General features: G+C 55.4%; 24 protein-coding genes. 7 read left to right on the top strand and 17 right to left on the bottom strand.

Features of this window, described 5'->3' with window-relative positions; all coding sequences use genetic code 11:
* Positions 1-50: 50 nt before the first annotated feature.
* A complete protein-coding gene (locus O9K67_RS16910) occupies positions 51-758 on the top strand; it encodes a Bax inhibitor-1/YccA family protein (RefSeq protein ID WP_061494539.1) in 708 nt (235 codons plus the stop codon).
* Between the two features lie 104 nt (positions 759-862).
* Positions 863-1,585 carry a Bax inhibitor-1 family protein gene (locus tag O9K67_RS16905; protein ID WP_271044607.1) on the top strand — a complete coding sequence of 241 codons (723 nt, stop codon included), beginning with the start codon at positions 863-865 and terminating at the stop codon, positions 1,583-1,585.
* Between the two features lie 4 nt (positions 1,586-1,589).
* Here the strand turns inward: O9K67_RS16905 and O9K67_RS16900 are convergent, their stop codons facing one another.
* The 3 genes from O9K67_RS16900 to O9K67_RS16890 are packed head-to-tail and all read right to left on the bottom strand — an operon-like array spanning position 1,590 to position 4,551.
* The gene (locus tag O9K67_RS16900; protein WP_061494541.1) at positions 1,590-2,555 is read right to left on the bottom strand and encodes a lysylphosphatidylglycerol synthase domain-containing protein; all 966 of its coding nucleotides are present in this window, start codon (positions 2,553-2,555) and stop codon (positions 1,590-1,592) included.
* Positions 2,555-3,793: a cardiolipin synthase ClsB gene (gene clsB / locus O9K67_RS16895; RefSeq protein ID WP_061494542.1), complete on the bottom strand. Its 1,239-nt coding sequence runs from the start codon at positions 3,791-3,793 to the stop codon at positions 2,555-2,557. Before clsB ends, O9K67_RS16900 begins: the two co-directional genes overlap by 1 nt.
* Positions 3,790-4,551: an endonuclease/exonuclease/phosphatase family protein gene (locus tag O9K67_RS16890; RefSeq protein WP_061494543.1), complete on the bottom strand. Its 762-nt coding sequence runs from the start codon at positions 4,549-4,551 to the stop codon at positions 3,790-3,792. The genes clsB and O9K67_RS16890 overlap by 4 nt, the downstream gene beginning before the upstream one ends.
* 132 nt (positions 4,552-4,683) lie before the next feature.
* On the opposite strand from O9K67_RS16890, the gene O9K67_RS16885 reads away from it, so the two are divergent.
* A complete protein-coding gene (locus O9K67_RS16885) occupies positions 4,684-5,121 on the top strand; it encodes a YbhQ family protein (protein ID WP_061494544.1) in 438 nt (145 codons plus the stop codon).
* Between the two features lie 36 nt (positions 5,122-5,157).
* On the opposite strand, the gene O9K67_RS16880 is transcribed toward O9K67_RS16885, so the two are convergent.
* The 6 genes from O9K67_RS16880 to O9K67_RS16855 are packed head-to-tail and all read right to left on the bottom strand — an operon-like array spanning position 5,158 to position 10,973.
* Positions 5,158-6,264: an ABC transporter permease gene (locus tag O9K67_RS16880; RefSeq protein ID WP_061494545.1), complete on the bottom strand. Its 1,107-nt coding sequence runs from the start codon at positions 6,262-6,264 to the stop codon at positions 5,158-5,160.
* Positions 6,265-6,273: 9 nt separating this feature from the next.
* Complete coding sequence (locus O9K67_RS16875) at positions 6,274-7,407, bottom strand: ABC transporter permease (protein ID WP_061494546.1); 1,134 nt, start codon at positions 7,405-7,407, stop codon at positions 6,274-6,276.
* Positions 7,397-9,136 (bottom strand): ATP-binding cassette domain-containing protein, encoded by a 1,740-nt coding sequence (locus O9K67_RS16870; protein ID WP_061494547.1) that lies wholly within the window; start codon positions 9,134-9,136, stop codon positions 7,397-7,399. Before O9K67_RS16870 ends, O9K67_RS16875 begins: the two co-directional genes overlap by 11 nt.
* Positions 9,129-10,121: a secretion protein HlyD gene (gene hlyD / locus O9K67_RS16865; RefSeq protein WP_061494548.1), complete on the bottom strand. Its 993-nt coding sequence runs from the start codon at positions 10,119-10,121 to the stop codon at positions 9,129-9,131. Before hlyD ends, O9K67_RS16870 begins: the two co-directional genes overlap by 8 nt.
* Positions 10,121-10,795 carry a transcriptional regulator CecR gene (gene cecR, locus O9K67_RS16860; RefSeq protein WP_061494549.1) on the bottom strand — a complete coding sequence of 225 codons (675 nt, stop codon included), beginning with the start codon at positions 10,793-10,795 and terminating at the stop codon, positions 10,121-10,123. The genes hlyD and cecR overlap by 1 nt, the downstream gene beginning before the upstream one ends.
* Positions 10,764-10,973, bottom strand: a complete 210-nt coding sequence (locus O9K67_RS16855) for a hypothetical protein (protein WP_139109649.1) — start codon at positions 10,971-10,973, stop codon at positions 10,764-10,766. Before O9K67_RS16855 ends, cecR begins: the two co-directional genes overlap by 32 nt.
* A gap of 56 nt (positions 10,974-11,029) precedes the next feature.
* On the opposite strand from O9K67_RS16855, the gene rhlE reads away from it, so the two are divergent.
* Positions 11,030-12,490, top strand: a complete 1,461-nt coding sequence (gene rhlE / locus O9K67_RS16850; RefSeq protein ID WP_061494550.1) for an ATP-dependent RNA helicase RhlE — start codon at positions 11,030-11,032, stop codon at positions 12,488-12,490.
* Between the two features lie 94 nt (positions 12,491-12,584).
* On the opposite strand, the gene O9K67_RS16845 is transcribed toward rhlE, so the two are convergent.
* The 4 genes from O9K67_RS16845 to licT all read right to left on the bottom strand — a co-directional run bounded on the left by O9K67_RS16845 (position 12,585) and on the right by licT (position 18,270).
* Positions 12,585-13,976, bottom strand: coding sequence for a glycoside hydrolase family 1 protein (locus O9K67_RS16845; protein ID WP_061494551.1), 1,392 nt, complete (start codon positions 13,974-13,976; stop codon positions 12,585-12,587).
* Between the two features lie 9 nt (positions 13,977-13,985).
* Positions 13,986-15,458, bottom strand: coding sequence for a glycoside hydrolase family 1 protein (locus tag O9K67_RS16840; RefSeq protein ID WP_061494552.1), 1,473 nt, complete (start codon positions 15,456-15,458; stop codon positions 13,986-13,988).
* Positions 15,459-15,469: 11 nt separating this feature from the next.
* The gene (locus O9K67_RS16835; RefSeq protein WP_061494553.1) at positions 15,470-17,308 is read right to left on the bottom strand and encodes a beta-glucoside-specific PTS transporter subunit IIABC; all 1,839 of its coding nucleotides are present in this window, start codon (positions 17,306-17,308) and stop codon (positions 15,470-15,472) included.
* 122 nt (positions 17,309-17,430) lie between these two features.
* On the bottom strand, positions 17,431-18,270 hold the full coding sequence (gene licT / locus O9K67_RS16830) for a BglG family transcription antiterminator LicT (protein WP_061494554.1): 840 nt from the start codon (positions 18,268-18,270) through the stop codon (positions 17,431-17,433).
* Between the two features lie 329 nt (positions 18,271-18,599).
* Between licT and dinG the strand changes: the two genes are divergently transcribed.
* Together dinG and ybiB are read left to right on the top strand one after the other, a co-directional pair.
* Entirely contained in the window at positions 18,600-20,741 is a 2,142-nt protein-coding gene (gene dinG / locus O9K67_RS16825; protein WP_061494556.1) for an ATP-dependent DNA helicase DinG, read from the top strand.
* 25 nt (positions 20,742-20,766) lie between these two features.
* Positions 20,767-21,732 carry a DNA-binding protein YbiB gene (ybiB, locus tag O9K67_RS16820; RefSeq protein ID WP_061494557.1) on the top strand — a complete coding sequence of 322 codons (966 nt, stop codon included), beginning with the start codon at positions 20,767-20,769 and terminating at the stop codon, positions 21,730-21,732.
* 113 nt (positions 21,733-21,845) lie between these two features.
* On the opposite strand, the gene ybiJ is transcribed toward ybiB, so the two are convergent.
* The 3 genes from ybiJ to O9K67_RS16805 form a co-directional block, all read right to left on the bottom strand.
* On the bottom strand, positions 21,846-22,106 hold the full coding sequence (gene ybiJ / locus O9K67_RS16815) for a DUF1471 family protein YbiJ (RefSeq protein ID WP_061494558.1): 261 nt from the start codon (positions 22,104-22,106) through the stop codon (positions 21,846-21,848).
* A 285-nt stretch (positions 22,107-22,391) separates the two neighbouring features.
* Positions 22,392-22,658 (bottom strand): DksA/TraR family C4-type zinc finger protein, encoded by a 267-nt coding sequence (locus O9K67_RS16810; RefSeq protein WP_061494559.1) that lies wholly within the window; start codon positions 22,656-22,658, stop codon positions 22,392-22,394.
* A gap of 51 nt (positions 22,659-22,709) precedes the next feature.
* On the bottom strand, positions 22,710-23,324 hold the full coding sequence (locus tag O9K67_RS16805) for a flavin reductase family protein (protein ID WP_061494560.1): 615 nt from the start codon (positions 23,322-23,324) through the stop codon (positions 22,710-22,712).
* Between the two features lie 96 nt (positions 23,325-23,420).
* On the opposite strand from O9K67_RS16805, the gene rlmF reads away from it, so the two are divergent.
* A complete protein-coding gene (gene rlmF, locus O9K67_RS16800) occupies positions 23,421-24,356 on the top strand; it encodes a 23S rRNA (adenine(1618)-N(6))-methyltransferase RlmF (protein WP_061494561.1) in 936 nt (311 codons plus the stop codon).
* On the opposite strand, the gene ybiO is transcribed toward rlmF, so the two are convergent.
* Positions 24,346-26,589, bottom strand: a complete 2,244-nt coding sequence (gene ybiO, locus O9K67_RS16795; protein ID WP_061494562.1) for a mechanosensitive channel protein — start codon at positions 26,587-26,589, stop codon at positions 24,346-24,348. The two genes, rlmF and ybiO, sit on opposite strands and share 11 nt — an antisense overlap.
* Positions 26,590-26,663 lie beyond the last annotated feature (74 nt).

Below are 26,663 nucleotides of genomic sequence, written 5' to 3'. Positions count from 1 at the left end.
CCGGGATGTGTTAATCTTATTAAGCGTTAGCCCATTATTCAGGAGTGACTATGGACCGTTATCCTCGTTCTGACTCTATCGTCCAGCAAACCCGCAGCGGGTTGCAAACCTATATGGCGCAGGTGTACGGCTGGATGACCTGCGGTCTGTTACTGACCGCGTTCGTTGCCTGGTATGCTGCCGGTAACGATGCTGTCATGGCGCTGGTGTTCTCCAGCCAGATTACCTTTTTTGGCCTGATCATCGCGCAACTGGCGTTGGTATTTGTCCTCTCCGGGCTTATTCATAAGCTGAGTGCCGGGGTGGCAACCTCGCTGTTTATGCTCTATTCGGCGTTAACCGGCCTGACACTGTCCAGCATTCTCTATATCTACACCGCGGAGTCCATCGCCGCGACCTTTGTGGTGACCGCCGGGATGTTTGGTGCCATGAGCCTGTATGGCTACACCACCAAACGTGACTTAAGCGGCTTTGGCAATATGCTGTTTATGGGCCTGATTGGTATTGTTCTCGCCTCACTCGTCAACTTCTGGCTGAAGAGCGAAGCCCTGATGTGGGCGGTGACCTACATCGGCGTGGTGATCTTTGTTGGCCTGACAGCCTATGATACGCAAAAGCTGAAAAACATCGGTCAGCAAATCGACCTCAGCGATGCTTCACAACTGCGTAAAACCGCCATTCTCGGCGCATTGACGCTGTATCTCGACTTTATCAACCTGTTCCTGATGCTGTTGCGTATTTTCGGCAACCGTCGCTAAGGCTTTTGTCGAAAGCCGGACAGGCGAAGCGCCACCAGATAGTCAAATCCCGGCTCCGGCCGGGATTTCTTTACCTGCCAGGTAGCAGGGGATCAAGGAGGATAATGATGAAACCCTTTGGCTGGATACAGCCGCCGCAGATCGCCCCGACAGAGCTGATAACGTGCGTGTGTCTGTGGCTGGCGGCGGGAATGGTATTGAGTCTTGGCGCTGCCTGGTGGGTGTTGGACGTGATGCCGGTTCGCGCATTCTCCGAACATGGCTGGCTGATTGCTGTACTGACGATCCTGTGGTTTGCGTGCGGTCTCATCCTTAATCTGTTTTTCACGCGTTTCGGTACCCGACTGGCGTTCTGCTGTTTGTGCGTGATGAGTATGCTTACTGGCTTGCTGTTTGCCAGCGTCTTCACGTTGGCCTCTCTGGCGCTGGCGTTTGCCGTGGTTGGCGGGATGTTCCTCACCAGCGCGGCGCTGACCCGTTTCACAGGGACAACGCTTCGTGGCGGTGGCTTCTATTTTGTGATGGTCCTGATCGGGCTTGCCCTTTCCGCGCTGGTCAACACTCTGCTGCACAGCAGTGTCTGGTTGTGGATCGGTAGCCTATCGCTGGTGCTGCTGTTCAGCCTGACGACAGCGTATCAAACACCGCGTATCAACGCGTCTGCCCGTGAGCTGTATCACCGCAATTTTACCACCGTACAATGCTGCGCTATTCGTGGCGCGCTGGCGGTGTACCTGGGAATGAGTGTGGCGCTGTTTGAGATCCTCAGGCTATTGGCGGAGATCCTCACGGCTCTGTCTCCCGGTAGCGGTGGGTCTTCCCGCTGATTCGCTACGGTTTCGCCAGGGTTTGCTCATTTTTCTTGCGCAGCGCTTTTGCCCGGCTCTCCAGCAGCAAATAGCACATCAGCGCCAGCAACAGCGGCAGAAAGTAGTAAAGCACGCGATACGCAAGCAGGGCGGCAATAATGGTCCCCTGAGAGACATGTTCACCCGCCAGAAGCGCAATAAAAACGGCCTCCAGCACGCCAATACCCGCCGGAATATGCACAATTACCCCGGCGATACTGCTCACCAGCAACACGCCGAGCACAAAGAAGAAATCTGCCTGCATGCCCATCAGCAACCAGATGATAGCGCCCATCGCCATCCAGTTGGCGCTGGAAATCACCATCTGCAAGACGGCAAACCGCCACGATGGCAGTACCAGTTTGTGCCCTTTGACCGTCATGTGTCGGCGTTTGGCAAAAGCGCAACTCCACACATAGAACGCAATCACCAGTAACAACACGATGCCAATAATGCGCAGCGTACGCTCATCGATATACCAGTGCGCCGGGATCTGCACTATGCCAAAGGTAAAAATCAGCCCACCGAGCAGAATGTAACCCAGCCAGTTGGTGGTAATGCTTAAGGAGAAGATACGTGTGATGGTGCTGCCTGGCAGCCCAAGCCGGGAGTAGAGCCGGTAACGCATGCCGATACCGCCCACCCAGGTACTGAGCGTCAGATTGAAGGCATAACAGATAAACGACACCAGCATGACCTGGCGTTTGGCCAGTTTGTGCCCGCACCAGGCGCGTCCCATCAGATCATAACAGCCGTAGATCAGGTAGCTGATAATCACCAGCGCGATGGCACTGAGTAACGCCGTGCGGTTGTAATCACGGATCACCGTCCAGACATCATCCCAGTTCACTTTCCGGGCATACAGCACCAGCAACACGGCAACGGCGATAAAGAACACGCCGGTGAGGATTTTTTTCGCCAGCCGCCAGCGCGGATGAGATTTCGACATCAGGGCTTCACCTCTGAGTTCTCGATCCGATCCTGGGTCTCCATTTCAGGTTGCACCGGAGCCGCTACCTGCGCCAGTTTCGGTGTGTGCGCGGGGAGCCAGCCGACCATCGCCGGAAAGTGGCGCAAAAAGTGGAATACCACCACACTTTTGGCCAGATTCCACCAGGTGCGTTTGGGCGCCATCGACTCATCCACCCGCAGGCAGTCCTGGGCAATAATGGTATGAAGATTCTCCCGCAACGTCTGGTTAAATTCACGATCGTGAATGATCAGATTGGCCTCCAGGTTCAGTGACAGACTCAACGGATCAAGATTGCTTGAGCCGACTGTGGCCCAGTGATCGTCCATTAGCGCGACTTTGCCATGCAGCGGGCGACGGCGGTATTCATAGACCTGTACGCCCCCTTTTAGCAGGTAGTTGTAAAGCAGTTCGGCGCCGACCTTGACGATCGGCATATCCGGTTCGCCCTGAACAATCAACTTCACCGAGACACCGCGCCGCGCGGCATTACGCATGGCATGCAGCAAGCGATAACCGGGAAAGAAGTAGGCATTGGCGATCACCACCTCCCGCCGGGCATTGGCCAGCATTTTCAGGTAGTGGCGTTCGATATCATCGCGGTGCTCGTCGTTATCACGCCAGACAAACAGCGCCTGCGCTTCCCCCGGTTTGCGGTTCTCTTCCGGGCGGTGACGACGGCGCCGCCACCAGCGTCTTGCCGGTGCGTTTTCCGGTAGGTTTTCCAGCTCAAACTGTAAAATGTCTTCCACTACCGGGCCTTCAACACGTACGGCGTAATCCTGCTTCGCTTCCGGGCCATAACTGGTCACATGTTCGGCGGAATAGTTAATGCCGCCAACAAACGCCACCGTGTTATCGATTACCACAATTTTGCGGTGCATGCGGCGAAACAGGTTTGTGCGCATCCCCAATAGTCGCGGGCGCGGATCGTAGTAGCGGAAAACCACTCCGGCGGAGGTTAGCTCGCCGACAAACTGTTCGCTTAAGTCCGGCGACCCATATCCATCCAGCAACACTTCAATGCTGATGCCGCGCCGCGCTGCGCGGAGCAAAGCCTGCTGCAACGCCCGGCCAACGTCATCTTCAAACCAGATAAAGGTTTCGAGGATCACCCTTTGCTGCGCCTGTGCGATAGCCTCAAACAGCGCCGGATAGTAGTTGTCTCCATTCTCCAGTAACTGGATGCGGTTTCCTTCCTGCCAGCTGCATTTCATAAATGGATCTCCGCGCTGAGAGGAGCATGATCGGAGAGATGCCGCCAGTTGCGCAGCGGCAGTGCCGTCGGTGCGCTGGCATTGGCGTTTTTGACATAGATTCTGTCGAGGCGCAGCATCGGGAAGCGCACCGGAAATGTGCGCGCCGGGCGACCATGGGCGCGGGTGAAGATCTCTTCCAGCCCGGCCTGGATTTTCAGCGGATGGTTGGCGCGAAGCCGCCAGTCATTAAAGTCACCTGCTACCACGACCGGCTCATTTTCCGGCAAGGCATTGACCCATTCCGCCAGCATGGTGAGTTGCGACTGGCGGTGCGCTTCCCGCAGACCCAGATGCACACACATGACGTGCACCGGCTGCCCGAAATCCGGCGGCACGATACGGCAGTAGAGCATGCCGCGTTTTTCGCTGCCGTCGATGGAGACATCACGATTTTCATAATGCTCAATCGGAAAGCGCGACAGCACGGCGTTACCATGATGCCCTTCCGGATAGACGGCATTGCGACCGTAAGCGTAATCGCTCCACATGGTATCGGCGAGAAATTCGTAATGGGTCGTATCCGGCCAGTTCTCCACATGCAACGGGTGCACTTCGTGCGCGCCCATCACTTCTTGCAGGCAGACAATATCGGCGCTGACCGTGCGCACGGCATCGCGAAGCTCAGGCAAAATAAAGCGCCGGTTAAACGCGGTAAAGCCTTTGTGGGTATTAATGGTGAGCACTTTCAATGAAAAATGTCGCGCTTGTTGGGTCATAACTCTCCTGCCAGCGTCACTCTCCTCAATGAAATAAATTGTAGTCCCTGTCACAAAAAAAGGCGGGGTTACGGAATTTTCCGTAAATGCGAGTACTCTTCTAACAGATAAAAATCCTTCAGGAGAGTGGCCATGAAGTGGCAACAACGCGTTCGCGTCGCGACAGGTCTGAGTTGCTGGCAGATTATGTTGCACATGCTGATTGTGGCGGTGCTGGTGATGGGCTGGATGAGCGGCGTGCTGGTGCGCGTTGGCCTGGGCTTGTGCGTGCTGTATGGTGTGACCGTGCTGCTGATGCTGTTCTTACAGCGCCACCACGACGCACGCTGGCGTGAGGCTGGCGATGTGCTGGAAGAGCTGACGACTACCTGGTATTTTGGCGCGTCGCTGATTGTCATCTGGTTACTTTCCCGCGTACTGCAAAACAACGTTCTGTTGGCTCTCGCCGGGATGGCTATCCTTGCCGGCCCGGCGGTGGTTTCGCTGTTAACGAAAGAGAGAAAACTTCCCGCTAAATCGTTCGGTTTGCCTCAAAGCGGCAATGCAGCCAATCCCCGCGAACATCGGTAACGCTGAGCAATAACGCCAATGCTGATGCGCGCCGGGTTACATAATTTTCCGTCTGAACAGCGCATACGCGACTGACCCCGTGGTCGCTGCAATCACCAGCAGCGGCCAGACGCTCTGCCAGACAATCGTGAAGCTGGCATCTTTCAAATAAATCTGTTTGGTAATGTCGGTAAAATGCCGGATGGGGTTGACCCAGGTTAAATCCTGCAACCAGACAGGCATATTTTCGACCGGCGAGACATAACCGGAGAGCAGGATCGCCGGCATCATAAAGACAAACACACCGATGAACGCCTGCTGCTGGTTGGCGCAGAGGGACGAGATCAACAGGCCGAAACCCACCAGCGACAGGCCATAAATCAACATCGTGAAATAGAACAACAGCAGTGAACCGGCGAAGGGGATGTGATACGCCAGAATCCCGACGCCGAGCACGATGCTGGCCTGAAAGGTGGCGACAATCAGCGCCGGTACGGCTTTGCCGACAAAGATTTGCCAGGTGGCCAGCGGCGAAACCAGCAGTTGATCCAGTGTGCCCTGCTCACGTTCGCGCGCCACCGACAGCGATGTCACAATCATTACGCCGATGGTGGTGATCATGGCAATCAGCGACGGCACCACAAACCATTTATAGTCGAGGTTCGGGTTATACCAGTTGCGTATCACCAGTTCACTGTTGTTGGGCTTTTTCTGCCCGCGTATCAGCTCTTGCTGGTAATCTTTGACGATTTGCTGCAGATAATTGGCCGCAATTTGCGCACTGTTGGAGTTACGTCCGTCGAGGATTAACTGCATTGGCGCGGTGACGCCGCTATCCAGGTTGCGCGAGAAATCCGCCGGGAAGCGCACCAACAACAGTGCTTGTTGCGTATCAAGCGTCGGACGGATCGCTTGCGGGTTTTTCAGCAGCAGAACATGGGTAAACGCTTTAGCACGGGCAAAACGCTGGGTTAACTCCACCGCATGTTTGCCGTTGTCTTCGTTGTAGATAGCGATGGTGGCATTCGTCACTTCCAGCGTGGCCGCGAAGGGGAACAGCAGCACCTGCAACAGCACCGGCAGCACCAGAATGGCGCGGGTTTGCGGTTCGCGCAGCAGCGACTGCAACTCTTTGCGGATTAGCGTCAATAAACGGTGAAACATGGCTTTTCCTTAATCCAGTCTGCGTTTCGTTTTCAGCCATGTCAGGCCGATAAACATCGTTGCCGAGGCCACCAAAAACAGCACATTCACCATCAGCACCACCGGGATATTGCCCGCCAGAAAGAGACTTTGCAGAGTGCTGACGAAATAGCGCGCCGGAATGATATAGGTCACCGCGCGGATCACCGCCGGCATGCTGTCGATCTGAAAAATAAAACCGGACAGCATAATCGACGGTAAAAATGCCGCATTCAGCGCCACCTGCGCCGCGTTAAACTGATTACGGGTAACGGTCGAGATCAGCAGGCCCATCCCCAGCGTACTGAGTAGAAACAGGCTGGTGATAAAAAACAGCACCACTAACGAACCGCGATAAGGCACGCCGAGAATAAAGACCGACACCAGCATGCACAGCAGCATCGCCAGCATGCCGAGAAAGTAGTAGGGGATCAGTTTGCACAGCAGCAGTTCCGCCCGCGTCACTTCCGTCGACAGCAATGCCTCCATGGTGCCACGCTCCCATTCGCGCGCCACCACCAGCGATGTCAGGATCGCGCCTATCACCGTCATGATAATGGTGACGGCCCCCGGGATAATAAAATGCTGGCTGATGGCTGCCGGGTTAAACCAGTAGCGCGTCTGAATGTCGATCAACGAGTCGAAGGTTTCGCCACGATCGTCCGCCCGTTGCTGCTGCCAGAGTTGCCAGATCCCCTGAAGATAACCCTGCACAAAGTTAGCGGTGTTCGGTTCGCTGCCGTCGGTGATCACCTGAATCGGCGCGGTATCGCCGGGGCGCGCCATCTGTGCGTCAAAATTGACCGGTACCACCACCAGGCCGCGAATACGCCCGGCCTGCATCATCTGGATCAGTTGCTGGCGGTTATCGCTGATGGTGGCATCAATAAACGGCGAGCCGGTCAGCGTATGGGTGAAATCCAGCGCCTCTTCGCTGTGCTGCTCCAGCAGCACGCCGACGCGCAGCTTGCTGGAGTCCAGGTTGATGCCGTAGCCAAAAATAAACAGCAACAACAACGGGATCACGACCGCTATCAGCCAACTGCTGGGATCGCGCACAATTTGTCGTGTCTCTTTCACGCACAGCGCGCGTACGCGCCGCCAGGATAACGCGTTAAGGCTCATTATGATGCTCCTTATCCCAGTTATGGATCAGCGTGATAAACGCCTGTTCCATGGTGGGATCGGGCGTGTCGGCGTCGGCCGTTTGCGCCTTTAGTGCGTCCGGCGTACCGCTGGCGATCAGCTTTCCGCGATACACCAGCCCAATGCGATCGCAATATTCCGCCTCATCCATAAAGTGGGTGGTGACCATCACCGTCACCCCTTTTTCCACCATGCTGTTGATATGCAGCCAGAACTCACGGCGCGTCAGCGGGTCGACCCCGGATGTCGGTTCGTCGAGAAACAAAATATCCGGCTCATGCATTAAGGAGCAGGCCAGCGCCAGGCGCTGTTTAAAACCGAGCGGCAATTCATCTGTGGCATGGTCGGCAATGCTTTTTAAACCAAATGCCTCGCTCATGCGGGTGATCTTCTCATTCTGCGCCCGCCCGCGCAGGCCATAAACGCCAGAGAAAAAGCGCAGATTTTGTTCCACCGTCAGGTTGCCGTAGAGGGAGAATTTCTGCGCCATATAGCCCAGGTGCTGGCGTGCTTTACCGGAGCTGACTTTCAGATCCATATTCAATACCAGCGCCTGGCCGTCCGTTGGCACCAGCAGGCCGCACATCATTTTAAAGGTGGTGGATTTTCCGGCACCGTTAGGGCCAAGCAGACCAAAGATTTCCCCGCGTTTTACAGCAAAGTTCACATGGTCGGTGGCGGCAAAGTCACCAAATTTTTTGGTCAGGGATTTGGCTTCGATCACCGTTTCCTGCGCATGACCTTCTACCGTATGCAGAATTGATCCGAGTGGTGATTCTGCGGTTCCCGCGCCGCCAAGCAGATCGATAAACGCATCTTCAAAGCGCGGCGCGGTCGGCGCGATGTCTAAAGGGGGCATATTTTCAGCGGCCTGGATCTGCTGCGCCTGAGCCTGTTTTTTCAGGATCATGCGCACCGAGCGCCCCTGGATCATCCCATCGCTGACCTGGGGCTGCTTCAGCAGCCGACGTAGCAACCGGCGGTTATTCTCCTGCGGGCTGGAAACCAGAAAACTGCGCCCGGCCATGGTCTGCGTCAACGCTTTCGGTTCGCCCTGGTAGAGCAATTCCCCTTCGTTCATCAGCAGCACTTCGCGGCACTGTTCGGCCTCATCAAGATAGGAGGTGCTCCAGAGAATCAACATCCCATCACCGGCCAGTTCATGCACCATTCGCCACAATTCGCGACGGGAGATCGGATCGACGCCGACGCCAGGTTCATCCAGCAACAGCACTTTCGGTTCACCGACCAGCGTACAGGCCAGCCCGAGCTTCTGTTTCATACCGCCGGAGAGCTTCCCGGCCAGCCTGTCAGTAAACGGAGCGAGGGCGGTAAATGCCAACAACCGTGAAAATGTCTGCTGCCGTTTTTCGCCGGTGACGCTGCGCAAATCAGCGTACAGATTGAGGTTCTCCATCACCGTCAAATCTTCATACAGGCCAAATTTTTGCGGCATATAGCCCAGCATGGCGTGCAGTTCACTGTCGTTGCGTATCGGGTCCAGTCCCATCACCTGCGCGTTGCCTTCATCCGCTTTCATTAAGCCTGCAAGCATGCGCATCAGCGTGGTTTTCCCGGCACCATCCGGCCCGACCAGCCCGGTGACGTAACCGGCGTTAATGGTGCAGTTGAGTTGCGCCACGGCGGGTTTATCCATGCCGGGAAAGCGTTTTACCAGCCCGTGCAGATGGATGGTCGCCTCACTCATGACGCGCCTCGTTAAAATGGATAGTGACTGGCATGCCCTGGCGCAGTGTGTCGTCGGCATCGGTGACGATAATGCGCAGGCGATAGACCAGGTCGGTACGTAAATCCGGGGTTTCAACGGTTTTGGGCGTAAATTCGGCGGTCGGGGAGACAAACCCGATTTTGCCGTGATAGGGCTTGTTTGGGCGACCGTCAGTGTACAGCGTCACCTCCTGACCGGGCTGCGCTTGTTGCAAATTACGCTCATCCACATAGGCGCGTATCCATACCGGGCGGGTTAAGGAGAGCGTCAGCACTGTTCCGCCCGCGCTGAGCATACTGCCGGGTTCCACCGCGCGGGTCAGCAGCGTGCCGTTCGCCGGGGCGATAAGCGCGGTGTCCTGCAAATCCAGTTGTGCCTGCGCCAGTGCGGCTTCTGCCTGTTCGAGGCCGGCTTTGGCCTGAGCAATTTCTTGCGGGCGGTTCCCGGCGCGATACTGGCTCAGTTTATCCTGCGCGGATTTCAGCGTGGCCTGTGCCTGATCCCGTGAGGATCGTGCATTTTCCAGGTCATTGGCCGGAATCGCATGACTTTTTATCAACCCCAACTGGCGCTGGTAGTAGTTCTGCGCGTAATCATACGCTGCACGTGCCTGATTCACGGCGGCAACAGCCTGGGCTATCTCTTCATCGCGGTAGCCCGCCGTCGCCAGCGAGTATTTCGCCTGCGCGGTGGAGACATTGGCCTGCGCTTGCAAGAGGGCATTTTCATACGGCGCTTTGTCTAGTTCACCCAGCAACTGGCCGCGTTTAATGGTGTCCCCTTCATCCACCGCCAGCGAGGCCAGTCGACCGCCCACGCGAAAGCTCAGATTGACCGTGCGGATATCAACATTGCCATACAGCGTCAGGCTGTTTTCCTGTTTGCTTTGATACCACATCCAGCCGCCGCCCAGCACGGCAAGCACTATAATCGCAACTACTATCACCACGACGGGCTTTTTCATTACTCGGGACTCCTGTGCGTTAATCCTTGCAAAATCAAATCGATATGGCAGGTGATGACCTGAAAAATCAGCGACGATTTCTCGGCATCGAATTGTGTCCATCCGGCGCGCAACAAAAAGGTTTCCCGCCCGAGACGAAACGCGAGAATTTCCCCCAGTAGCGCGTGGGTATGAATAATGGTTTGCGTATCGCCTGCGTCGAGGCCGGTATAAGCCGCAAGCAGGCGGGTCAGGTGGCTGTGTAACGGTGCAATTACCTGGTCATGCACCAGTTGATAGGCGCGGGTGGGAGAGAGCTGCTCACGGGAGATAAATTTACTCAGGTTGAGCGTTTCGTCATGCGTCAGCAGGGTGATCATACTTTTACATGCCCGGTGGATCAGTTCGCGTATGGCCTCTTTATCCGGAACGGGATGGGCGAACAACGCTTCCGCCGCCTGTGCGTGAGGGCGGAAGTTTTCATGAATAAAGTCGGCTATCCACTGTGCGCAGGCGAGGTAGAGATCGTCTTTGGAACCAAAGTAGTAGGTAATGGCGGCAATATTTTGCCCTGCCTGCGCGGCGATATCCCGGGTGGTGGCGTGTAAGCCGTATTCACCAAATTGCGCGAGTGCGGCGGCAATAAGCTGGCTTTTGGCTTGTTCACCTTTGCTGGTTGTCGGTGTCGTATTCATGGGCGCAATAATAATTAATCAATCGATTGATTAACTTTAGGGGGAGTTTTTGTGCTTGTCCAGCCTGGGCTGAACGAATCTCCCGCTGCGCTTTCTTTGTGGGATATTTTATGCGTGCGATCACAAAAGCTGATACACTCCGCCCCTTCATGGCATTGTGGTTTTTGTCATCAATCAAATTATTATCTCCTCGAAAACTACACCTGTGACAGGTCGGGGCGGTGCGGAGTTGTTATGTCATTTGATGCCCTTGGCCTGAATCCGGATATTCTGCGCGCGGTCGCAGAGCAGGGTTACCTTCAGCCAACCCCTATTCAGCAGCAGGCGATCCCGGCTGTGTTGCAAGGCCGCGACCTGATGGCCAGTGCCCAGACGGGTACCGGTAAAACCGCCGGTTTTACCCTGCCGTTGTTGCAGCGTTTGATCCAGAGCGAGCCGCACGCGAAAGGCCGTCGTCCGGTGCGTGCGCTGATCCTGACGCCGACCCGTGAACTGGCGGCACAGGTGGGTGAAAACGTTCGTGAGTACAGCAAATACCTGAATATCCGCTCTATGGTGGTGTTTGGCGGGGTCAGCATTAACCCGCAGATGATGAAGTTGCGCGGCGGCGTAGATGTGCTGGTAGCGACACCCGGGCGTCTGTTGGATCTGGAACACCAGAATGCACTGAAACTCGATAGTGTGGAAATTCTGGTGCTGGACGAAGCCGATCGCATGCTGGATATGGGCTTTATCCACGATATTCGCCGCGTACTGGCGAAGCTGCCGGCTAAACGCCAGAATCTGCTCTTTTCCGCGACCTTCTCGGATGAGATTAAACAGTTGGCGGAAAAACTGCTGCGCAACCCGCTCGAAATTGAAGTGGCGCGCCGCAACACCGCGTCTGAACAGGTGACGCAGCATGTTCATTTCGTTGATAAAAAACGCAAGCGTGAACTGCTGTCACAGATGATCGGCGAGGGTAACTGGCAGCAGGTGTTGGTCTTCACCCGCACCAAGCATGGCGCCAACCATCTGGCTGAACAACTGAACAAAGACGGCATTACCAGCGCCGCTATCCATGGCAATAAAAGTCAGGGCGCGCGTACCCGTGCGCTGGCGGATTTCAAATCCGGCGATATTCGCGTGCTGGTGGCGACCGATATTGCCGCCCGTGGTCTGGATATTGAAGAGCTGCCGCACGTGGTGAACTATGAGCTGCCCAACGTGCCGGAAGATTACGTGCACCGTATTGGCCGTACCGGCCGTGCGGCTGCAACCGGTGAAGCGTTGTCGCTGGTGTGCGTTGATGAGCATAAACTGCTGCGCGATATTGAGCGTCTGCTGAAGAAAGAGATCCCACGCATTGCATTAGCGGGCTACGATCCGGATCCGTCAATCAAAGCCGAACCCATTCAAAATGGTCGCGGCCAGGGCGGTGGTCGTCAGGGTGGTGGTCGCGGGCAGGGCGGTCGTGGTCAGTCAGCACCGCGTCGCACCGATGGCGAAGCGCAAAAACCGCGCACACCGCGCCGTAGTGAAGGCGGGGCCGCTAAGCCGGAAGGTGGGCGCCGTAGCGAAGGTGGGGCAGGTGGACGTCGTCCTGATGGTGGTGCGACCAAGCCAGCAGGTGGACGTCGCCTTGACGGCGGAGCCGCTAAACCAGCAGGTAATGCATCCCGTCGTCGTCCGCGCAAACCGTCTGCCGCGCAGTAATCGTCTGATTCTGCCGATCAGATAAACGCCATCCGGCATTCATTTGCCGGGTGGCGTCTTTGTCTTATCGGGCTTGCAAATTCGTTTTCGTCCTCTACAGAATCCCTCCGTTACTGGCGATAACCTGTTGATACCATTCAAAACTCTTCTTCTTACTGCGCTTCAGGGTGCCATTGCCGTCGTTGTCTTTATCCACATAGATAAAGCCGTAACGTTTTTTCATTTCACCGGTACCGGCGCTCACAATGTCGATGGGCCCCCACCACGTATAGCCCATGATATCGCAGCCATCTTCAATGGCTTCCGCCATCGCCTGAATATGGCGGCGGCCATAATCAATACGCGCCAGATCGTTAATTTGCCCGTCAGCATCGGGTTCATCGACGCCGCCGTAGCCGTTCTCCACAATAAACAGTGGCTTACGGTAGCGATCCGCCAGTTCGTTACAAACAATACGGAAGCCCTGCGGATCGATAGGCCAGCCCCATTCTGTTTTTTCCAGCCAGGGATTATCCAGCCCGGCCGTTCCGCCGGTATCAATGCGGAACTGCCCGCCAGTCTGATGCAGTACGCTGCGGTAGTAACTAAAGCCAAGGTAATCGGAAGGGTAATCCGCCAACAGTTGCCGATCCCCCTCGGCAATCTCCAGCGCTACCCCCAGTTCGCGGAACAGTCGCGGGGCAAAAGCCGGGTATTGACCGAACATCATCACATCAGAGAAAAACAGTGAACGACGGCGCAACTGCATCGTGGAGAAGATGTCTTCCGGGTTACAGGTGGCCGGGTAGACAGTGCTCAATGACAACATGCAGCCAATTTTCGCCCCCGGGATAATCTCATGACACAGCTTGTTCGCCAGCGCATTGGCGACAAACTGGTGATGGTTAGCCTGCCAGATAGTTTGTGCGCTGGCGTCAGCATCTACCGCGCCGGTGGCGAAGGGCATGCGGTTCATGTTGTTCAGCTCATTGAAGGTCATCCAGTATTTGACCTTGCCTTTATAGCGGCGGAAGACCGTTTCGCAGTAGCGGGCAAAGAAATCAATCAACTGACGGTTCTTCCAGCCGCCGTACTCCTGATACAGCGCCAGTGGCGTTTCGTAGTGGGAAAGCGTAATAACCGGCTCGATGCCATACTTCAGCAACTCATCAAACAGAGCGTCATAAAAAGCCAGCCCGGCTTCGTTGGGCGTGGTTTCATCACCGCGCGGAAAAATGCGCGACCAGGCAATCGAGGTACGAAAGCATTTGAACCCCATCTCTGCGAACAGCGCGATGTCTTCTTTGTAGCGATGGTAGAAATCAATCGCTTCGTGGCTGGCGTAATAGAGATTCGGGTCAATCACCGCATCATGTTTGCCGGAAGCGATACCGCCGCGCACCACGTCGGCAATCGATGGCCCTTTGCCATCCTCGTTCCATGCGCCTTCGGCCTGGTTGGCGGCAATCGCACCGCCCCATAAGAAACCTTTCGGGAAAACAGCCATTTCCGCTCCTTAATTCGTCAAATCTTCGCCGTTGGAGGCAATCAGTTTTTTATACCAGTGATAACTTTTCTTCAGCGAGCGGGCCTGGGTGCCGTTGCCCATATCATCCTGGTCCACATAGATAAACCCATAGCGTTTGGAGATTTGCGCCGTGCCGGCGCTGACCACATCAATCGGCCCCCACCAGGTATAGCCAAACAGATCAACGCCATCGCCGATGGCTTCCCGCATCTGCTCCACGTGCTGGCGCAGGTAATCGATACGGTAATCGTCATCAATCGAGCCATCCGGGTTAACTGTATCCACTGCGCCCAGCCCGTTTTCGGCAATAAACAGCGGTTTCTGGTAGCGGTCATACAGCTGGTTTAAGGCAAGACGCAACCCTTTCGGGTCAATCTGCCATCCCCACTGGCTGGTGGGGAGGTATGGGTTGCGGATGCCGCCAGTCACCATATTGCCTTCCGCTATTTCCAGTTTTTCCGGGTGCGCACTAACGGTGCTCGACATGTAGTAGCTAAAGGAGACGAAATCGACCGGGTGCTGGCGCAGGATCTCATCATCGCCGACCACTTTTTGCAGCGTAACGCCTTTCTCCGCCAGCATGCGATCGGTATAGGCCGGGTAGTAGCCGCGCGCTTGCACATCGCTAAAGAACAGCGACACGCGCTGCATCTCTTCACAGGCCTGCAAATCATCCGGATGGCAGGTGTGCGGATAGAGCATCTGGTAGCTGATCATGCAGCCGACCTGCGAGCCGGGAATAATGGCATGGCAGGCTTTGGTGGCCAGTGCGCTGGCGACAAACTGATGGTGCGCGCCCTGGTATTTATCCTGTTCGAGATGCGGATTGTCCTCTTCGATCACCCCAACGCTGACATACGGGTGATGTTTCACGCAGTTGATCTCGTTGAAGGTCATCCAGTACTTCACTTTTTTGCGGTAGCGGGTGAAGACCGTGGTGGCGAAACGCACGTAGAAATCGACCAACTGGCGATTCGGCCAGCCGCCGTAGTCGGTGACCAGCGCCAGCGGCATCTCGTAGTGCGACAGCGAGACAATCGGTTGAATACCGTGCGCCAGTAGTGTATCGAACACCTCGTCGTAGAATTTCAGTCCAGCTTCGTTCGGCGTGGTTTCATCGCCGCGCGGGAAGATGCGCGTCCAGGCAATCGACATGCGAAAGCACTTAAAACCCATTCCGGCGAACAGGGCGATATCCTCTTTAAAGTGGTGGTAAAAGTCGTTGCCTTTGCGTTTGGGGTAGTATTTTTTGCTGTCCGGATCCTGCGCTTCACGTACCTGCGCGTGGGTCATGCCCAGCCACTGATCGAGCCAGCGTTCGCGGGGCATATTGCTATCGAAGGTGTAAACATCAGAGACCGATAGCCCTTTTCCTCCCACGTTCCATGCGCCCTCCAGCTGGTTAGCGGCCGTGGCGCCGCCCCATAAAAAACCGTCCGGAAATGCTTTCGAAAATGCCATACGTCTGCTCCTTACGCCGCTGTCGCGGTCAGTGTGAGAAATGCGTCCCGGCTGGCGACATCGCCCTTTGCTTTTACCGGGCTGATATCGCCGTACTGTTCACTGTTGGTGACCACAACAATCACGCTGGGGTCGATGCCTTCGGCTTTCAGCGCCGCAAGATCAAAGCTCACCAGTAAATCGCCCACCTCGACTATCTGCCCGGCAGTGATGTGGCTGGTAAAGTGGCGTCCGCCCAGCTTGACGGTGTCGATACCGATATGGATCAGGATTTCTGCTCCGGTATCGCTTTGCAGCGCCAGCGCATGGTGGGTTTCAAACAGCGACGCCACCTTGCCGTTAACGGGCGAACGTAACTCGCCACTGGTGGGGTAAATCGCCAGGCCTTTGCCAAAAATTTCATCGGCGAAGACCGGGTCGCTGAGTGTGCTCAACGCTTTCAGTTCACCACTGACAGGGGCAAACAGCTTCTCTTCGCTGCGTGCCACCGGCATCGGGCTGATGCCGGCAACCACCGTCTCTTCAAATCCGAGGATCACCGTGACCACGGCGGCGCAGGTAAACGAGATGGCGATACTGACCAACGCCCACAGAAAAGTGGGGCCAACCAGAGCCGGAAGACCGGGCAGACCGCTGAGCGCAAAGGCATACGTTTTCACCCCCATTGCCATGGCGAAACCGCCGCCGCAGGCACCGCCAATCAAGGCGGCGGCAAAGGGGCGTTTATAACGAATATTGATGCCGTACATCGCCGGTTCGGTAATGCCCATTGCGGCGCTGAAGCTGGTGGTCAGCGCCAGCGACTTCAGTTTCCGGTCTTTGGCGCGCAGGAATACGCCAAAAGCCGCGCCAGCCTGGCCGAGGTTGGCAACATAAAAGAGGATCTTGAACGGATCGAAACCCATCTGGCTGATGTTGTTGATCATGATGGGCACCAGCACATAGTGCATGCCGGTGATAATGATCATCGACAGCGTGCCGCCCACCACCACACCTGCGACGATACCCATATTTTCCACCAGCCAGATAATGCCGCCAGACAGCGCGTTACCGGCAAAAATACCCAGCGGACCAATGGCGATAAGCGTGATGGGGGTGACAATCACCAGGCTCAGCAGCGGGACAAACATCGTTTTCAACACGCCGGGCATGATGCGGTCAATCCACTTTTCCACCCGACTAAGGAGCCAGACCGCCAGTAAAATCGGGATTACCGTAGAGGCATAATTGACCGTGGGTACCGGCAGGCTCATAAAATGCACTGGCGCGCCGGATTTAAACAACGTTTGAAGTGCAGGGTGGAAGAGGGCGGCGGCCAGCGCGACGGCAACGTACGGGTTGGTGCCGAATTTATTGGCAGCGCTGAATGCCAGCGCCAGCGGCATAAAGTAGAAAACGCCGTCGCTGATCGCCAGCAGGATCTGGTACGTTTGATTACTGGTCTCCAGCCAGTGCATGGCGACCAGCAGCGCCAGCACCCCTTTGAGAATACCGGCCCCGGCAATGGCCGGAATGATGGGCGAAAAGATGCTGGATAGTCCCTCCAGCACGACGGAAATCGGATTTCGGCGTTTGCCATGCTGCACCGCGCCGCCGGATGAGACTCCTGGCAGTTTTGCCAGCAGCGCTTCGCACAAGGGGGCAACGTCGTTGCCGATAATCAGTTGATACTGGTCGCCTGAAATATTCACGCCTATCACGCCTTCCAGCGCTTCCAGCGCCGCACGGTCAGCTTTGTCGTGATCTTTCAGTAAAAAACGCAGACGGGTGATGCAGTGAAACAGCGACAGAATATTATCCTTGCCGCCGATCCGGGTAATGATCTGCTGCGCGGTATCCTGATAGTTCATGGTCATTCCTCCAGACTGACGCCTGCATTGCAGGTGTCATAACAATTACCGGTGATAAACCGGCGCGTTGCTCTTCTGGGGTTTGCCTGATTTAACAGTAACAAGCCTGGAAAGAATATTTTTTACGACTCTGCCCGTTGCACGACGTTTTCGATATGCACGGTCAGGTAGAGCTTTTCCGAGTTGCTCATGGTGTGGTGATAATTTTTACCGACAAACTCATTAATGGCGTCAACGCACTTCAGGGTTGTCTGATAACGACGCTGCACCATGGCAAATAATTCCTCGTCGTCATTATTTAATACCACTCCATCAATCACCCGCTGGGCGAAAAACTTTAAATGGGTAATAAAGCGTTGATAATTCAGACTGTGCTCATCGAGCGGCAGACTGAAAAAGTATTTAACGATATTCTGCAACTGGTAAATAAGGCGCGTAATCTGCGTGGTTTTACCCATCGTGTCGTTCAGTCCGGCGTTCACAATATGCAGGGCGATGCTACAGGCTTCGCTATCGGGTAATAATGTACCGGTGCGGGCCACTACCATGCCCAGAGCCTGGCGGGCGATGCTATATTCTGCGGTATAGAAATGGCGCACTTCCCACTCCAGTGGATTGGGCAGCACTTCGCTGTTCTGGCTGCGTTGCAGGGCGAAATGAAGATGATCGGCCAGAGTAACGTACAGGCCTTCACTTAATTTATGCGGCAGCGTTGTGCGCGCCAGGGCGACGATATCGTCGGTCAGTTGCAGTATTTCTACCGGCACTTCGCTGATCAAATCTTTGAAGCGGGCAGAGATCTGCGAATCCTGCAGCCGGAATATTTTTTCGATGGCCTGGGTATCCACGCTGGCACCGGTGTGGGTATTAAACCCAAGACCGCGGCCGGTAAGAATAACCTCAAGCCCACGCTCATCAATGGCGCTGACAACGTTATTATTTAATATTTGTTTGACCAGCATCGCCAACTCCTGCAAACAAAAACGGGCAAAACGTAAATACAGCCGCGGACGGATTTGTCCTCATAGTCTGCATTTAGGTTTTGCCCGATATTCGGTAACAAGCGTAATGCAGGTAAAAACTAGCATCGCCCGAATAAATGATCAACGCGTCGCTCAGGGCATAGATGGCCAGATGTGCCAAATTGTGATCGGCGCTGCGAAAAATATCCTGTATTTGCAACCGGAGGGATATTTCCAGGCGACCGCTTCCGGCATTGCAAAAACCGTTACCCCCAGGGCGCTAAAAATGCCACAATAGTGGCTGTTTATACAGTATTTCAGGTTGTCGAATGGCCCTTACCGCCGCGTTAAAAGCGCAGATTGCCGCCTGGTATAAGGCGTTGCAACAACAGATTCCGGACTTTATTCCCCGCGCCCCGCAGCGGCAGATGATTGCCGATGTGGCGAAAACGCTGGCGGGTGATGAAGGGCGGCATCTGGCGATTGAAGCGCCAACCGGCGTCGGGAAGACCCTCTCTTATTTGATTCCCGGCATTGCCATTGCCCGCGAAGAGCAAAAAACGCTGGTCGTCAGCACCGCTAACGTTGCCTTGCAGGATCAAATCTTCAGCAAAGATCTGCCGCTGCTGCGCAAAATTATCCCCGACCTGCGCTTTACCGCCGCCTTCGGGCGCGGTCGCTACGTGTGCCCGCGCAATCTCGCCGCGCTGGCCAGCTCTGAGCCGAACCAGCAGGATCTGCTGGCGTTTCTGGATGATGAGCTAACGCCGGGGAATCAGGAAGAGCAGAAGCTCTGCGCGGCGCTGAAAGTGGATCTCGACAGTTATAAATGGGACGGCCTGCGCGATCATACCGACAAAGCCATAAGTGATGAGTTATGGCGGCGTCTCAGCACCGATAAAGCCAGTTGCCTTAACCGCAACTGCCACTACTACCGCGAATGCCCGTTTTTTGTCGCGCGTCGTGAAATTCAGGAAGCGGAAGTGGTGGTGGCGAACCATGCGCTGGTGATGGCAGCAATGGAGAGCGAAGCAGTACTGCCGGAGCCGAAAAATCTGCTGCTGGTTCTGGATGAAGGCCACCATTTGCCGGATGTCGCGCGGGACGCCCTGGAGATGAGCGCAGAGATTACTGCCTCCTGGTACCGCCTCCAACTCGATCTGTTCTGCAAACTGGTGGCAACCTGTCTGGAGCAGTTCCGACCAAAAACCATGCCGCCGCTGGCGATCCCGGAACGGCTGAATGCCCACTGTGAAGAGCTGTATGAACTGATCGCGTCGTTAAACAACATACTCAATCTCTATCTTCCTGCGGGTCAGGAAGCCGAACACCGTTTTGCGATGGGCGAACTGCCGGATGAGGTAATGGCTATCTGCCAGCGGCTGGCGAAGCTGACCGAGATGCTGCGCGGCCTGGCGGAGCTGTTTCTGAATGATTTAAGCGAGAAGACCGGTAGCCACGATATCGTCCGTCTGCATCGCGTGATCCTGCAAATGAACCGCGCGCTGGGCATGTTTGAAAGTCAAAGTAAGCTATGGCGGCTGGCCTCCATGACGCAAGCTTCCGGCGCGCCGGTGTCGAAGTGGGCCACGCGGGAAGTGCGCGACGGGCAACTGCATATGCTGTTTCATTGCGTTGGCATTCGCGTGAGCGATCAGTTGGAAAAGCTGCTTTGGCGCAGCATTCCGCATATTGTGGTGACCTCCGCTACTCTGCGTTCGCTGAACAGCTTTAATCGTTTGCAGGAGATGAGCGGCCTGAAAGAGAAGGCCGGAGACCGTTTTGTTACGCTGGATTCGCCGTTTAACCATGTTGAGCAGGGCAAAATCGTCATTCCGCAGATGCGTTATGAGCCGCTGATTGAAAATGAAGAGCAGCATATTGCGGAGATGGCGACCTGGTTTCGCCAGCAGGTGGAAAGTAAAGCGCATCCGGGGATGCTGGTGCTGTTCGCCAGTCAGCGGGCGATGCAGCTCTTTTTGAGTTACGTGACCGATCTGCGTTTGTTGTTACTGGTGCAAGGGGATCAGCCACGTTATCGACTGGTGGAACTGCACCGTAAACGCATTGATGGCGGTGAACACAGCGTGCTGGTCGGTTTGCAATCTTTTGCCGAGGGGCTGGATTTAAAAGGGGATTACCTGACGCAGGTGCACATTCATAAAATTGCCTTTCCGCCCATTGACAGCCCGGTGGTGATCACCGAAGGCGAATGGTTGAAAAGCCTGAATCGCTATCCGTTTGAAGTCCAGAGCCTGCCCAGTGCGTCATTCAATTTGATCCAGCAGGTGGGGCGACTGATTCGAAGCCACGGCTGCCATGGCGAAGTGGTGATTTACGACAAGCGCCTGCTGACCAAAAGCTATGGTAAACGCCTTCTCGATGCGCTGCCGGTGTTTCCTATTTCACAACCGGCGATGCCGGACGTTATAGTGAAGAAACCAGAACAAAAGCGCCGCAGGCGCCGTTAACGATGTGAGCACGCAAGGAGTTCCCATGGATTACCGCACCATCATTAAAGAGATTGGCCGGGGAAAGCATCACGCCCGAGATCTCGATGTTGACACCGCACGTGGTTTGTACACGCACATGCTGAATGGCGATGTGCCGGATCTGGAAATGGGCGGCATCCTGATTGCCCTGCGCATCAAAGGGGAAGGCGAGGCGGAAATGCGTGGCTTTTACGAAGCGATGCAGCATCACACCATCAAACTGACACCTCCGGTGGCAAAACCGATGCCGATTGTGATTCCCAGCTACAACGGCGCACGCAAACAGGCAAATTTAACGCCACTGCTGGCCATTCTGCTGACGAAGCTCGGCTTTCCGGTGCTAGTGCATGGGGTGAGCGAAGATCCCACCCGCGTGGTCACCGAAACGATTTTCACCTTGTTGGGCATCCATCCCACGCTGCACGCAGGTCAGGCGCAGGCGCGTCTGGAAGGGCATCAGCCGGTCTATGTTCCGGTGAGCACACTCTGTCCGCCGCTGGAAAAACAGCTGGCGATGCGCTGGCGTATGGGGGTACGCAACAGTGCGCACACGCTGGCGAAACTGGCGACACCGTTTGAGAAATCAGCCGCGTTGCGCTTGTCCAGTGTTTCGCACCCGGAATATATCACCCGTGTTGGCAAATTTTTTGCCGATATCGGTGGGCGCGGTTTACTGATGCACGGGACGGAAGGGGAGGTCTATGCGAATCCGCAGCGTTGCCCACAGATTACGCTGATCGATGCGCAGGGCGAGCGCGTGTTATTTACCCGCAATGATGCGCCTGAACAGGTGTCGCCTGAAGGAGTGGCAAAAGACGCTGAGAGCACTGCCCGCTGGATAGAGCGCTGCATTGCCGGGCGCGAAGCGGTGCCTGAATCATTGAAGATTCAGTTGGCTTGCTGCCTGGTCGCAACGGGTGAGGTGGAGACGCTGGAAGCGGGTCTTGCACGGGTGGCGGAAAGTTTTTAACAAAAAAAAGCCCGTCACATTCCTGGACGGGCAAACAACAGGGTAACAACAGGGTCAATGAGGGTGGAGCATCCCCAGCGGAGGGTTAGTTCGCCGGGGGGTAGAACAGGGGGTTATTTGTAGATAACCGCAGTGCCGCTCATTTTGTTATTGCCGTTAGCGGACGTAATGCTGTAGCTGGATGCACCAGCTGCTTTTGCTTTTTCAGCCAGTTTGGCTTCAAGGCCATCCAGCGTGTCAGCGTTGTTGACAGACACGACGCCGATTTTGTTCAGGTTTTCGGCCTGCGCCGGGCTGACGGATTGCGCCGCGAACGCACCAAAAGAGAGGGTGGACAGGGCGATGGCAGCAACAGCATATTTGATGGTTTTCATGGTTAATCTCTCGCAGGTTATTCTGTGTATGGGACGATGTTCCGTCGATGTGATAAGTATCACGCTTTTTCGCAAGAGATAAAATCGAAGAGAATTGACAGCCTTATTCTAAAAAATTGAATAAGAAATAATCGATTGAATTTAAAGACATTTATTGATGAAAAACCGGCGTTTTGCAGTTGAGGCGCAGGGTGAACAATTTTGCGGCACATTTTGCTACGTGGCAGGGGAAAATCTGTGGATGTAAAAGCAAGCGCTTGCGCTGGTTACAAACGTCAGGAACGGTCAACGAAGCTGGCTATCTTTCGATCCTCGGCGATTATATCCTGAAAATGTAGAGTTATGTAAATCTTTCTTCTGTTGGCAAACCACGCATAAACGCACCCCGGGGATCGCGTTGCGACGCGCTTCCGGGATCGGTTCACCGCACTCCTCGCACTCCGTCAGGCTTTCCCCTGTCGGTATGTCGCGGCGGGCGCGGGCGACCGCATCTTCAATGGTACTGTCGATCTGTTGCTGTACTGCATCGTCGTTTGCCCAGCCTGAAGCCATAATGTCGTCCTCCCTATGAGTAAGTATAGCCACTCAGGCCGGATACACGCCTTACCGGTTATCCGGGCGAATCAGATCAAAGCGCAACGCTTCACTGATGCCGTAATAGGCCGATGGGCCACCTGCGCGCAATACTGGCTGGGCTTTTGCCGTCTGGTAAATCCCCTCTTCCAGCAGTGATTCATCGATATGCACTGCGACAACCTCCCCCAGCACCAGCCAGGTATCCAGTGCCGTGCCGTTGGCAGCCGTCAGTTGAATACATTGCGACAGGCGACATTCAAAGTTAACCGGGCTCTCCGCCACGCGCGGCGCACTGACAAGGCGGCCTGTTACAGGCGTCAGACCAGCCCGGGCAAATTCATCTTCGCCATGCGGTAAAGAGGCGGATGTTTCGTTCATGCGTACGGCCAAATCGCGGGTGGTCAGATTCCAGACAAACTCTCCGGTTTCGTTGATATTGCGTACGCTATCTTTCCAGCCGCTGCTGGCGAAGCCGATGATGGGCGGACGATAATTGAAGCAGTTAAAAAAACTGTATGGTGCAAGATTACGTCGGCCCTGGCCATCCAGAGACGCTATCCAGCCAATAGGGCGGGGACCAATAATCGCATTCAGCGGGTCGTGCGGCAGGCCGTGGCCTTTCGCCGGTTCATAAAAGTACATAGTGCTTCCGGGTAATGGAAAAAGTTTCTTCAGCCTCACTTATTTACCCGGCCAACGTCAACGGGTATCTTACGCCGCTGCTAACAGGAGAATGCCATGAATGCCCAGAAGCCGGGTCTGCACCCGCGTAACCGTCACCACAGTCGCTACGATCTCGATGCGCTGTGCGCCGTAACCCCGTCATTGCGCGACTTCATCATCGCCAACCCCAACGGCGAGGCAACAATTGATTTTGCCCGGCCACAGGCGGTGAAAGCCTTAAATAAGGCGTTGCTGGCGCAATTTTATGGTGTGCGTGAGTGGGATATTCCGGACGGTTTTCTTTGCCCGCCCGTTCCCGGGCGCGCCGACTACCTGCATCATCTGGCGGATGTGCTTGCCGAAAGTCATCAAGGGCAGATCCCGACCCAGGCCAGCGTGTTGGATATTGGGACGGGGGCAAACTGCATCTACCCGCTGATTGGCGTGCATGAATACGGCTGGCGTTTTACCGGTAGCGAAACCAATGACGCCGCCCTTGCCAGCGCACAGGCGATTATTAGTGCTAATCCGGGACTTAGTCGGGCGGTGCGTTTGCGCCGCCAGAAAGATTCGACGGCGGTGCTTAGCGGTATCATTCATAAAAATGAGCAGTATGACGCCATCATTTGCAACCCGCCGTTTCACGATTCTGCGCAAAGCGCACAGGCGGGTAGCGAACGTAAACGGCGTAACCTCGGGCAGTCTGCTGAGGGTGCGCTCAACTTCGGTGGTCAGCAGCAGGAGCTCTGGTGCGAAGGCGGGGAAGTGGCTTTTATCCGCACAATGATTGCTGAAAGCCCGCAGTTCGCGCGCCAGGTGTTGTGGTTTACCTCGCTGGTGTCGCGCGGCGATAACCTGCCTGAGTTGTATCGTGCTTTGACTCAGGTCGGCGCAGTGAAAGTGATAAAAAAAGAGATGGCCCAGGGGCAAAAGCAGAGTCGCTTTATTGCCTGGACCTTCCTCGATGACAACCAGCGTCAACGCTGGGCGCAGACGCGTTTTAAAGCGTAGGTTCGACGGGCGGTTGCGGGCCAGCGGATGCGGCTGGCTGCGTGTGTGGGGTACTGCCTGGCGCAGGCAGTACCTGATAGGTTTGCACCGGCGGCCGTACATCCGCCAGATCGAAATGTTTTTTCACCATCGTGTCGAGGGCAAAACGTACTGTCCACTGTTTCAGCGGCAGCGTGGTAAAGGTCACGCGCAGGGTAAAGGCCGTATTGCTCAGCCCGACCAGCCCGGCAAATGAGGGCTCACCGATAATCAGCCCGCGAATATCTTCTTTTTCCATCAGTTCGGCAACGGCATCTTTCAGCGCCTGGTTCGCTTTGTCTGCGTCTTCATGGCGGTCAACATCATAATTCGCCACCACGGAGCCAATTCCGCGCACGAAGTTCGCGAAGGTGGTGATCGATGACCACGGAATAATATGGTATGCGCCGGTATCCTGGCGTACGCCAACGGAGCGAATTGACATCCGTTCCACGGTGCCGGTGAGCGGGCCAATGGTGACCAGATCGCCGGTGTTCATGCCATTCTCGAACTGGATAAATATCCCGGTGATAATGTCTTTCACCAGCGTTTGCGAACCAAATGAGATAGCCAGTCCCAGCGCCCCGGCACCCGCCAGCAGCGGCGCGATGTTAACGCCAATTTCCGACAGCACAATCATTACCGTAATGGTGCTGATCACGACTGCCAGCGCGTTGCGAAACAGGGTCAGCAGAGTGCGGGTACGTGCGCTGGGTAGCGGGCGTCCATGAATGTCCGAAGCCAGACGGTTTTCTATCAGGCTGGCCAGCAGCGTCCAGCCTACTGCGGAGAAGAAGAGGATCAACACAATACGGATCAGAATATCGACCGTCTTCTCCCCTGCGCCATAGGTCAGCCATTGCCAGACATCAAACAGTCCCCACGCATTGAGCAGCAGCATGATCGTGGCGCAAACCACCAAGAAGCGCGCCGTTTTCAACGTTGCGGATAACCAACCATTAAGCCGCTTTTGCAGCTCCGGATAGTTGCGTTGCACTTGCGGCGAGAGGGTGATGGTTTTATTCAGCCAGCGCGATAATACGCCAGAGATAAACGCGGCAATACTGAGGATCGCGAGACTGTTAACGGTCGCGCCCATCATAAATTTCAGGCTATTGCCGGGATCGAACAGTGAGAAGAAGAACAGCACAATAAAGTAAGCGCTGGCCAGCCAGTGCCAGATCAGCGCGAACGCGCGAATAAACAGGCTGAAAAAAGCCAGTGAGTGATCGGCCAGCACGGTGAGGTTATGCTGGATCGTCTTTTTATTATGAAAAATCAGATACAGCGCCCAGACGGTGATACACAGCATAATCACCACGTTCGCCAGTGCGCCAAATTGTACGTTCACCTGGTTTGAAATAATCGGCACTGCCACCAGTAAACCGTAACCGATCAGGCTGCTCAGCGCGCTCAGGCGCAGATGCCAGTAGCGGGCTGTCTCATCGGCAATGCGAAACGGGCGCAGTTCCGGAATGCGCGGGCAGAACACCAATCGTAATATAGCTTTAAAAAACTCAATCAGGGCAAAGGCGTTCAGGAACAGACTCTGCTGAAAAGCAATGGTGCGGTTGCCAGCATTGAGACTGGCGCTGAGCAACTGCCCGATAAACAGCGTCAGCGCCAGCAATAGCAAATCAATAATAAACGCGCCGATGATCATCGCAGGTAGCTGCAGCCAGTTGCTGCGCTCGCGATTCTTCTTGCGTCCCCATGTGCCCATCTTGCGATACAACGGAGAAACACAGGTGCGCACCAGTAACCAGAACGCGAATACCAGTACCGCCAGCAGCAGGAAATAGGTCGCTGCATGGGTAAACGTCTGCGGGTTGAAGGATTTATGCGGAGAGCCTGTGATATTGCGGTAGAGCTGTGCAAAGCGCGACGCCAGCTCGTCACCATAATAGCGGCTAATTTCCGTGACATTCTCCAGCACGGTCTTTTGCTCTTTCACCTCGGGCGGGGTGATGAGCGGCACAGGCTCCTGTGGCGGCGTTGTCGCGACTTTGCGTAACTGATCGATAAGTTCTTTGCGCGAGTCGTCATTTTCCAGCACATCTGCCAGCGCGGCATAGGCCGCTTTTTTCTGCTCGATGTTCGGTTCAGTCGTCTGGGCGGTTGATGGTGTGCTGGTTGTCGCCGTTGTCATACCGGGAATTGTCGCCGCATGAAGCGGCGCGCACAGCAGGCCAATCAGTAATAACATCCACGGCATAGGCTCCTCCGGTGAGAAAATCCCGCAAAATGATAAGTATAGATGCCGTAATGCCTCGCAGAGGAATTGGGATA

It is taken from the genome of Kosakonia oryzendophytica, assembly GCF_027886705.1.
Classification (GTDB): domain Bacteria; phylum Pseudomonadota; class Gammaproteobacteria; order Enterobacterales; family Enterobacteriaceae; genus Kosakonia; species Kosakonia oryzendophytica.
Note: the sequence above shows the minus strand (reverse complement) of the source record. Positions and strands in the feature narration are given on the sequence as shown.

Coding starts and splice junctions, on each gene's coding strand:
- O9K67_RS16880 (WP_061494545.1), bottom strand. CDS start 6,264: ATGTTTCACCGTTTATTGACGCTAATCCGCAAAGAGTTGCAGTCGCTG.
- hlyD (WP_061494548.1), bottom strand. CDS start 10,121: ATGAAAAAGCCCGTCGTGGTGATAGTAGTTGCGATTATAGTGCTTGCC.
- ybiO (WP_061494562.1), bottom strand. CDS start 26,589: ATGCCGTGGATGTTATTACTGATTGGCCTGCTGTGCGCGCCGCTTCAT.
- O9K67_RS16900 (WP_061494541.1), bottom strand. CDS start 2,555: ATGTCGAAATCTCATCCGCGCTGGCGGCTGGCGAAAAAAATCCTCACC.
- O9K67_RS16885 (WP_061494544.1), top strand. CDS start 4,684: ATGAAGTGGCAACAACGCGTTCGCGTCGCGACAGGTCTGAGTTGCTGG.
- O9K67_RS16905 (WP_271044607.1), top strand. CDS start 863: ATGATGAAACCCTTTGGCTGGATACAGCCGCCGCAGATCGCCCCGACA.
- rlmF (WP_061494561.1), top strand. CDS start 23,421: ATGAATGCCCAGAAGCCGGGTCTGCACCCGCGTAACCGTCACCACAGT.
- O9K67_RS16845 (WP_061494551.1), bottom strand. CDS start 13,976: ATGGCTGTTTTCCCGAAAGGTTTCTTATGGGGCGGTGCGATTGCCGCC.
- O9K67_RS16810 (WP_061494559.1), bottom strand. CDS start 22,658: ATGGCTTCAGGCTGGGCAAACGACGATGCAGTACAGCAACAGATCGAC.
- ybiJ (WP_061494558.1), bottom strand. CDS start 22,106: ATGAAAACCATCAAATATGCTGTTGCTGCCATCGCCCTGTCCACCCTC.
- rhlE (WP_061494550.1), top strand. CDS start 11,030: ATGTCATTTGATGCCCTTGGCCTGAATCCGGATATTCTGCGCGCGGTC.
- dinG (WP_061494556.1), top strand. CDS start 18,600: ATGGCCCTTACCGCCGCGTTAAAAGCGCAGATTGCCGCCTGGTATAAG.
- O9K67_RS16805 (WP_061494560.1), bottom strand. CDS start 23,324: ATGTACTTTTATGAACCGGCGAAAGGCCACGGCCTGCCGCACGACCCG.
- O9K67_RS16870 (WP_061494547.1), bottom strand. CDS start 9,136: ATGAGTGAGGCGACCATCCATCTGCACGGGCTGGTAAAACGCTTTCCC.
- O9K67_RS16875 (WP_061494546.1), bottom strand. CDS start 7,407: ATGAGCCTTAACGCGTTATCCTGGCGGCGCGTACGCGCGCTGTGCGTG.
- clsB (WP_061494542.1), bottom strand. CDS start 3,793: ATGAAATGCAGCTGGCAGGAAGGAAACCGCATCCAGTTACTGGAGAAT.
- O9K67_RS16910 (WP_061494539.1), top strand. CDS start 51: ATGGACCGTTATCCTCGTTCTGACTCTATCGTCCAGCAAACCCGCAGC.
- licT (WP_061494554.1), bottom strand. CDS start 18,270: ATGCTGGTCAAACAAATATTAAATAATAACGTTGTCAGCGCCATTGAT.
- O9K67_RS16890 (WP_061494543.1), bottom strand. CDS start 4,551: ATGACCCAACAAGCGCGACATTTTTCATTGAAAGTGCTCACCATTAAT.
- O9K67_RS16835 (WP_061494553.1), bottom strand. CDS start 17,308: ATGAACTATCAGGATACCGCGCAGCAGATCATTACCCGGATCGGCGGC.
- ybiB (WP_061494557.1), top strand. CDS start 20,767: ATGGATTACCGCACCATCATTAAAGAGATTGGCCGGGGAAAGCATCAC.
- O9K67_RS16840 (WP_061494552.1), bottom strand. CDS start 15,458: ATGGCATTTTCGAAAGCATTTCCGGACGGTTTTTTATGGGGCGGCGCC.
- cecR (WP_061494549.1), bottom strand. CDS start 10,795: ATGAATACGACACCGACAACCAGCAAAGGTGAACAAGCCAAAAGCCAG.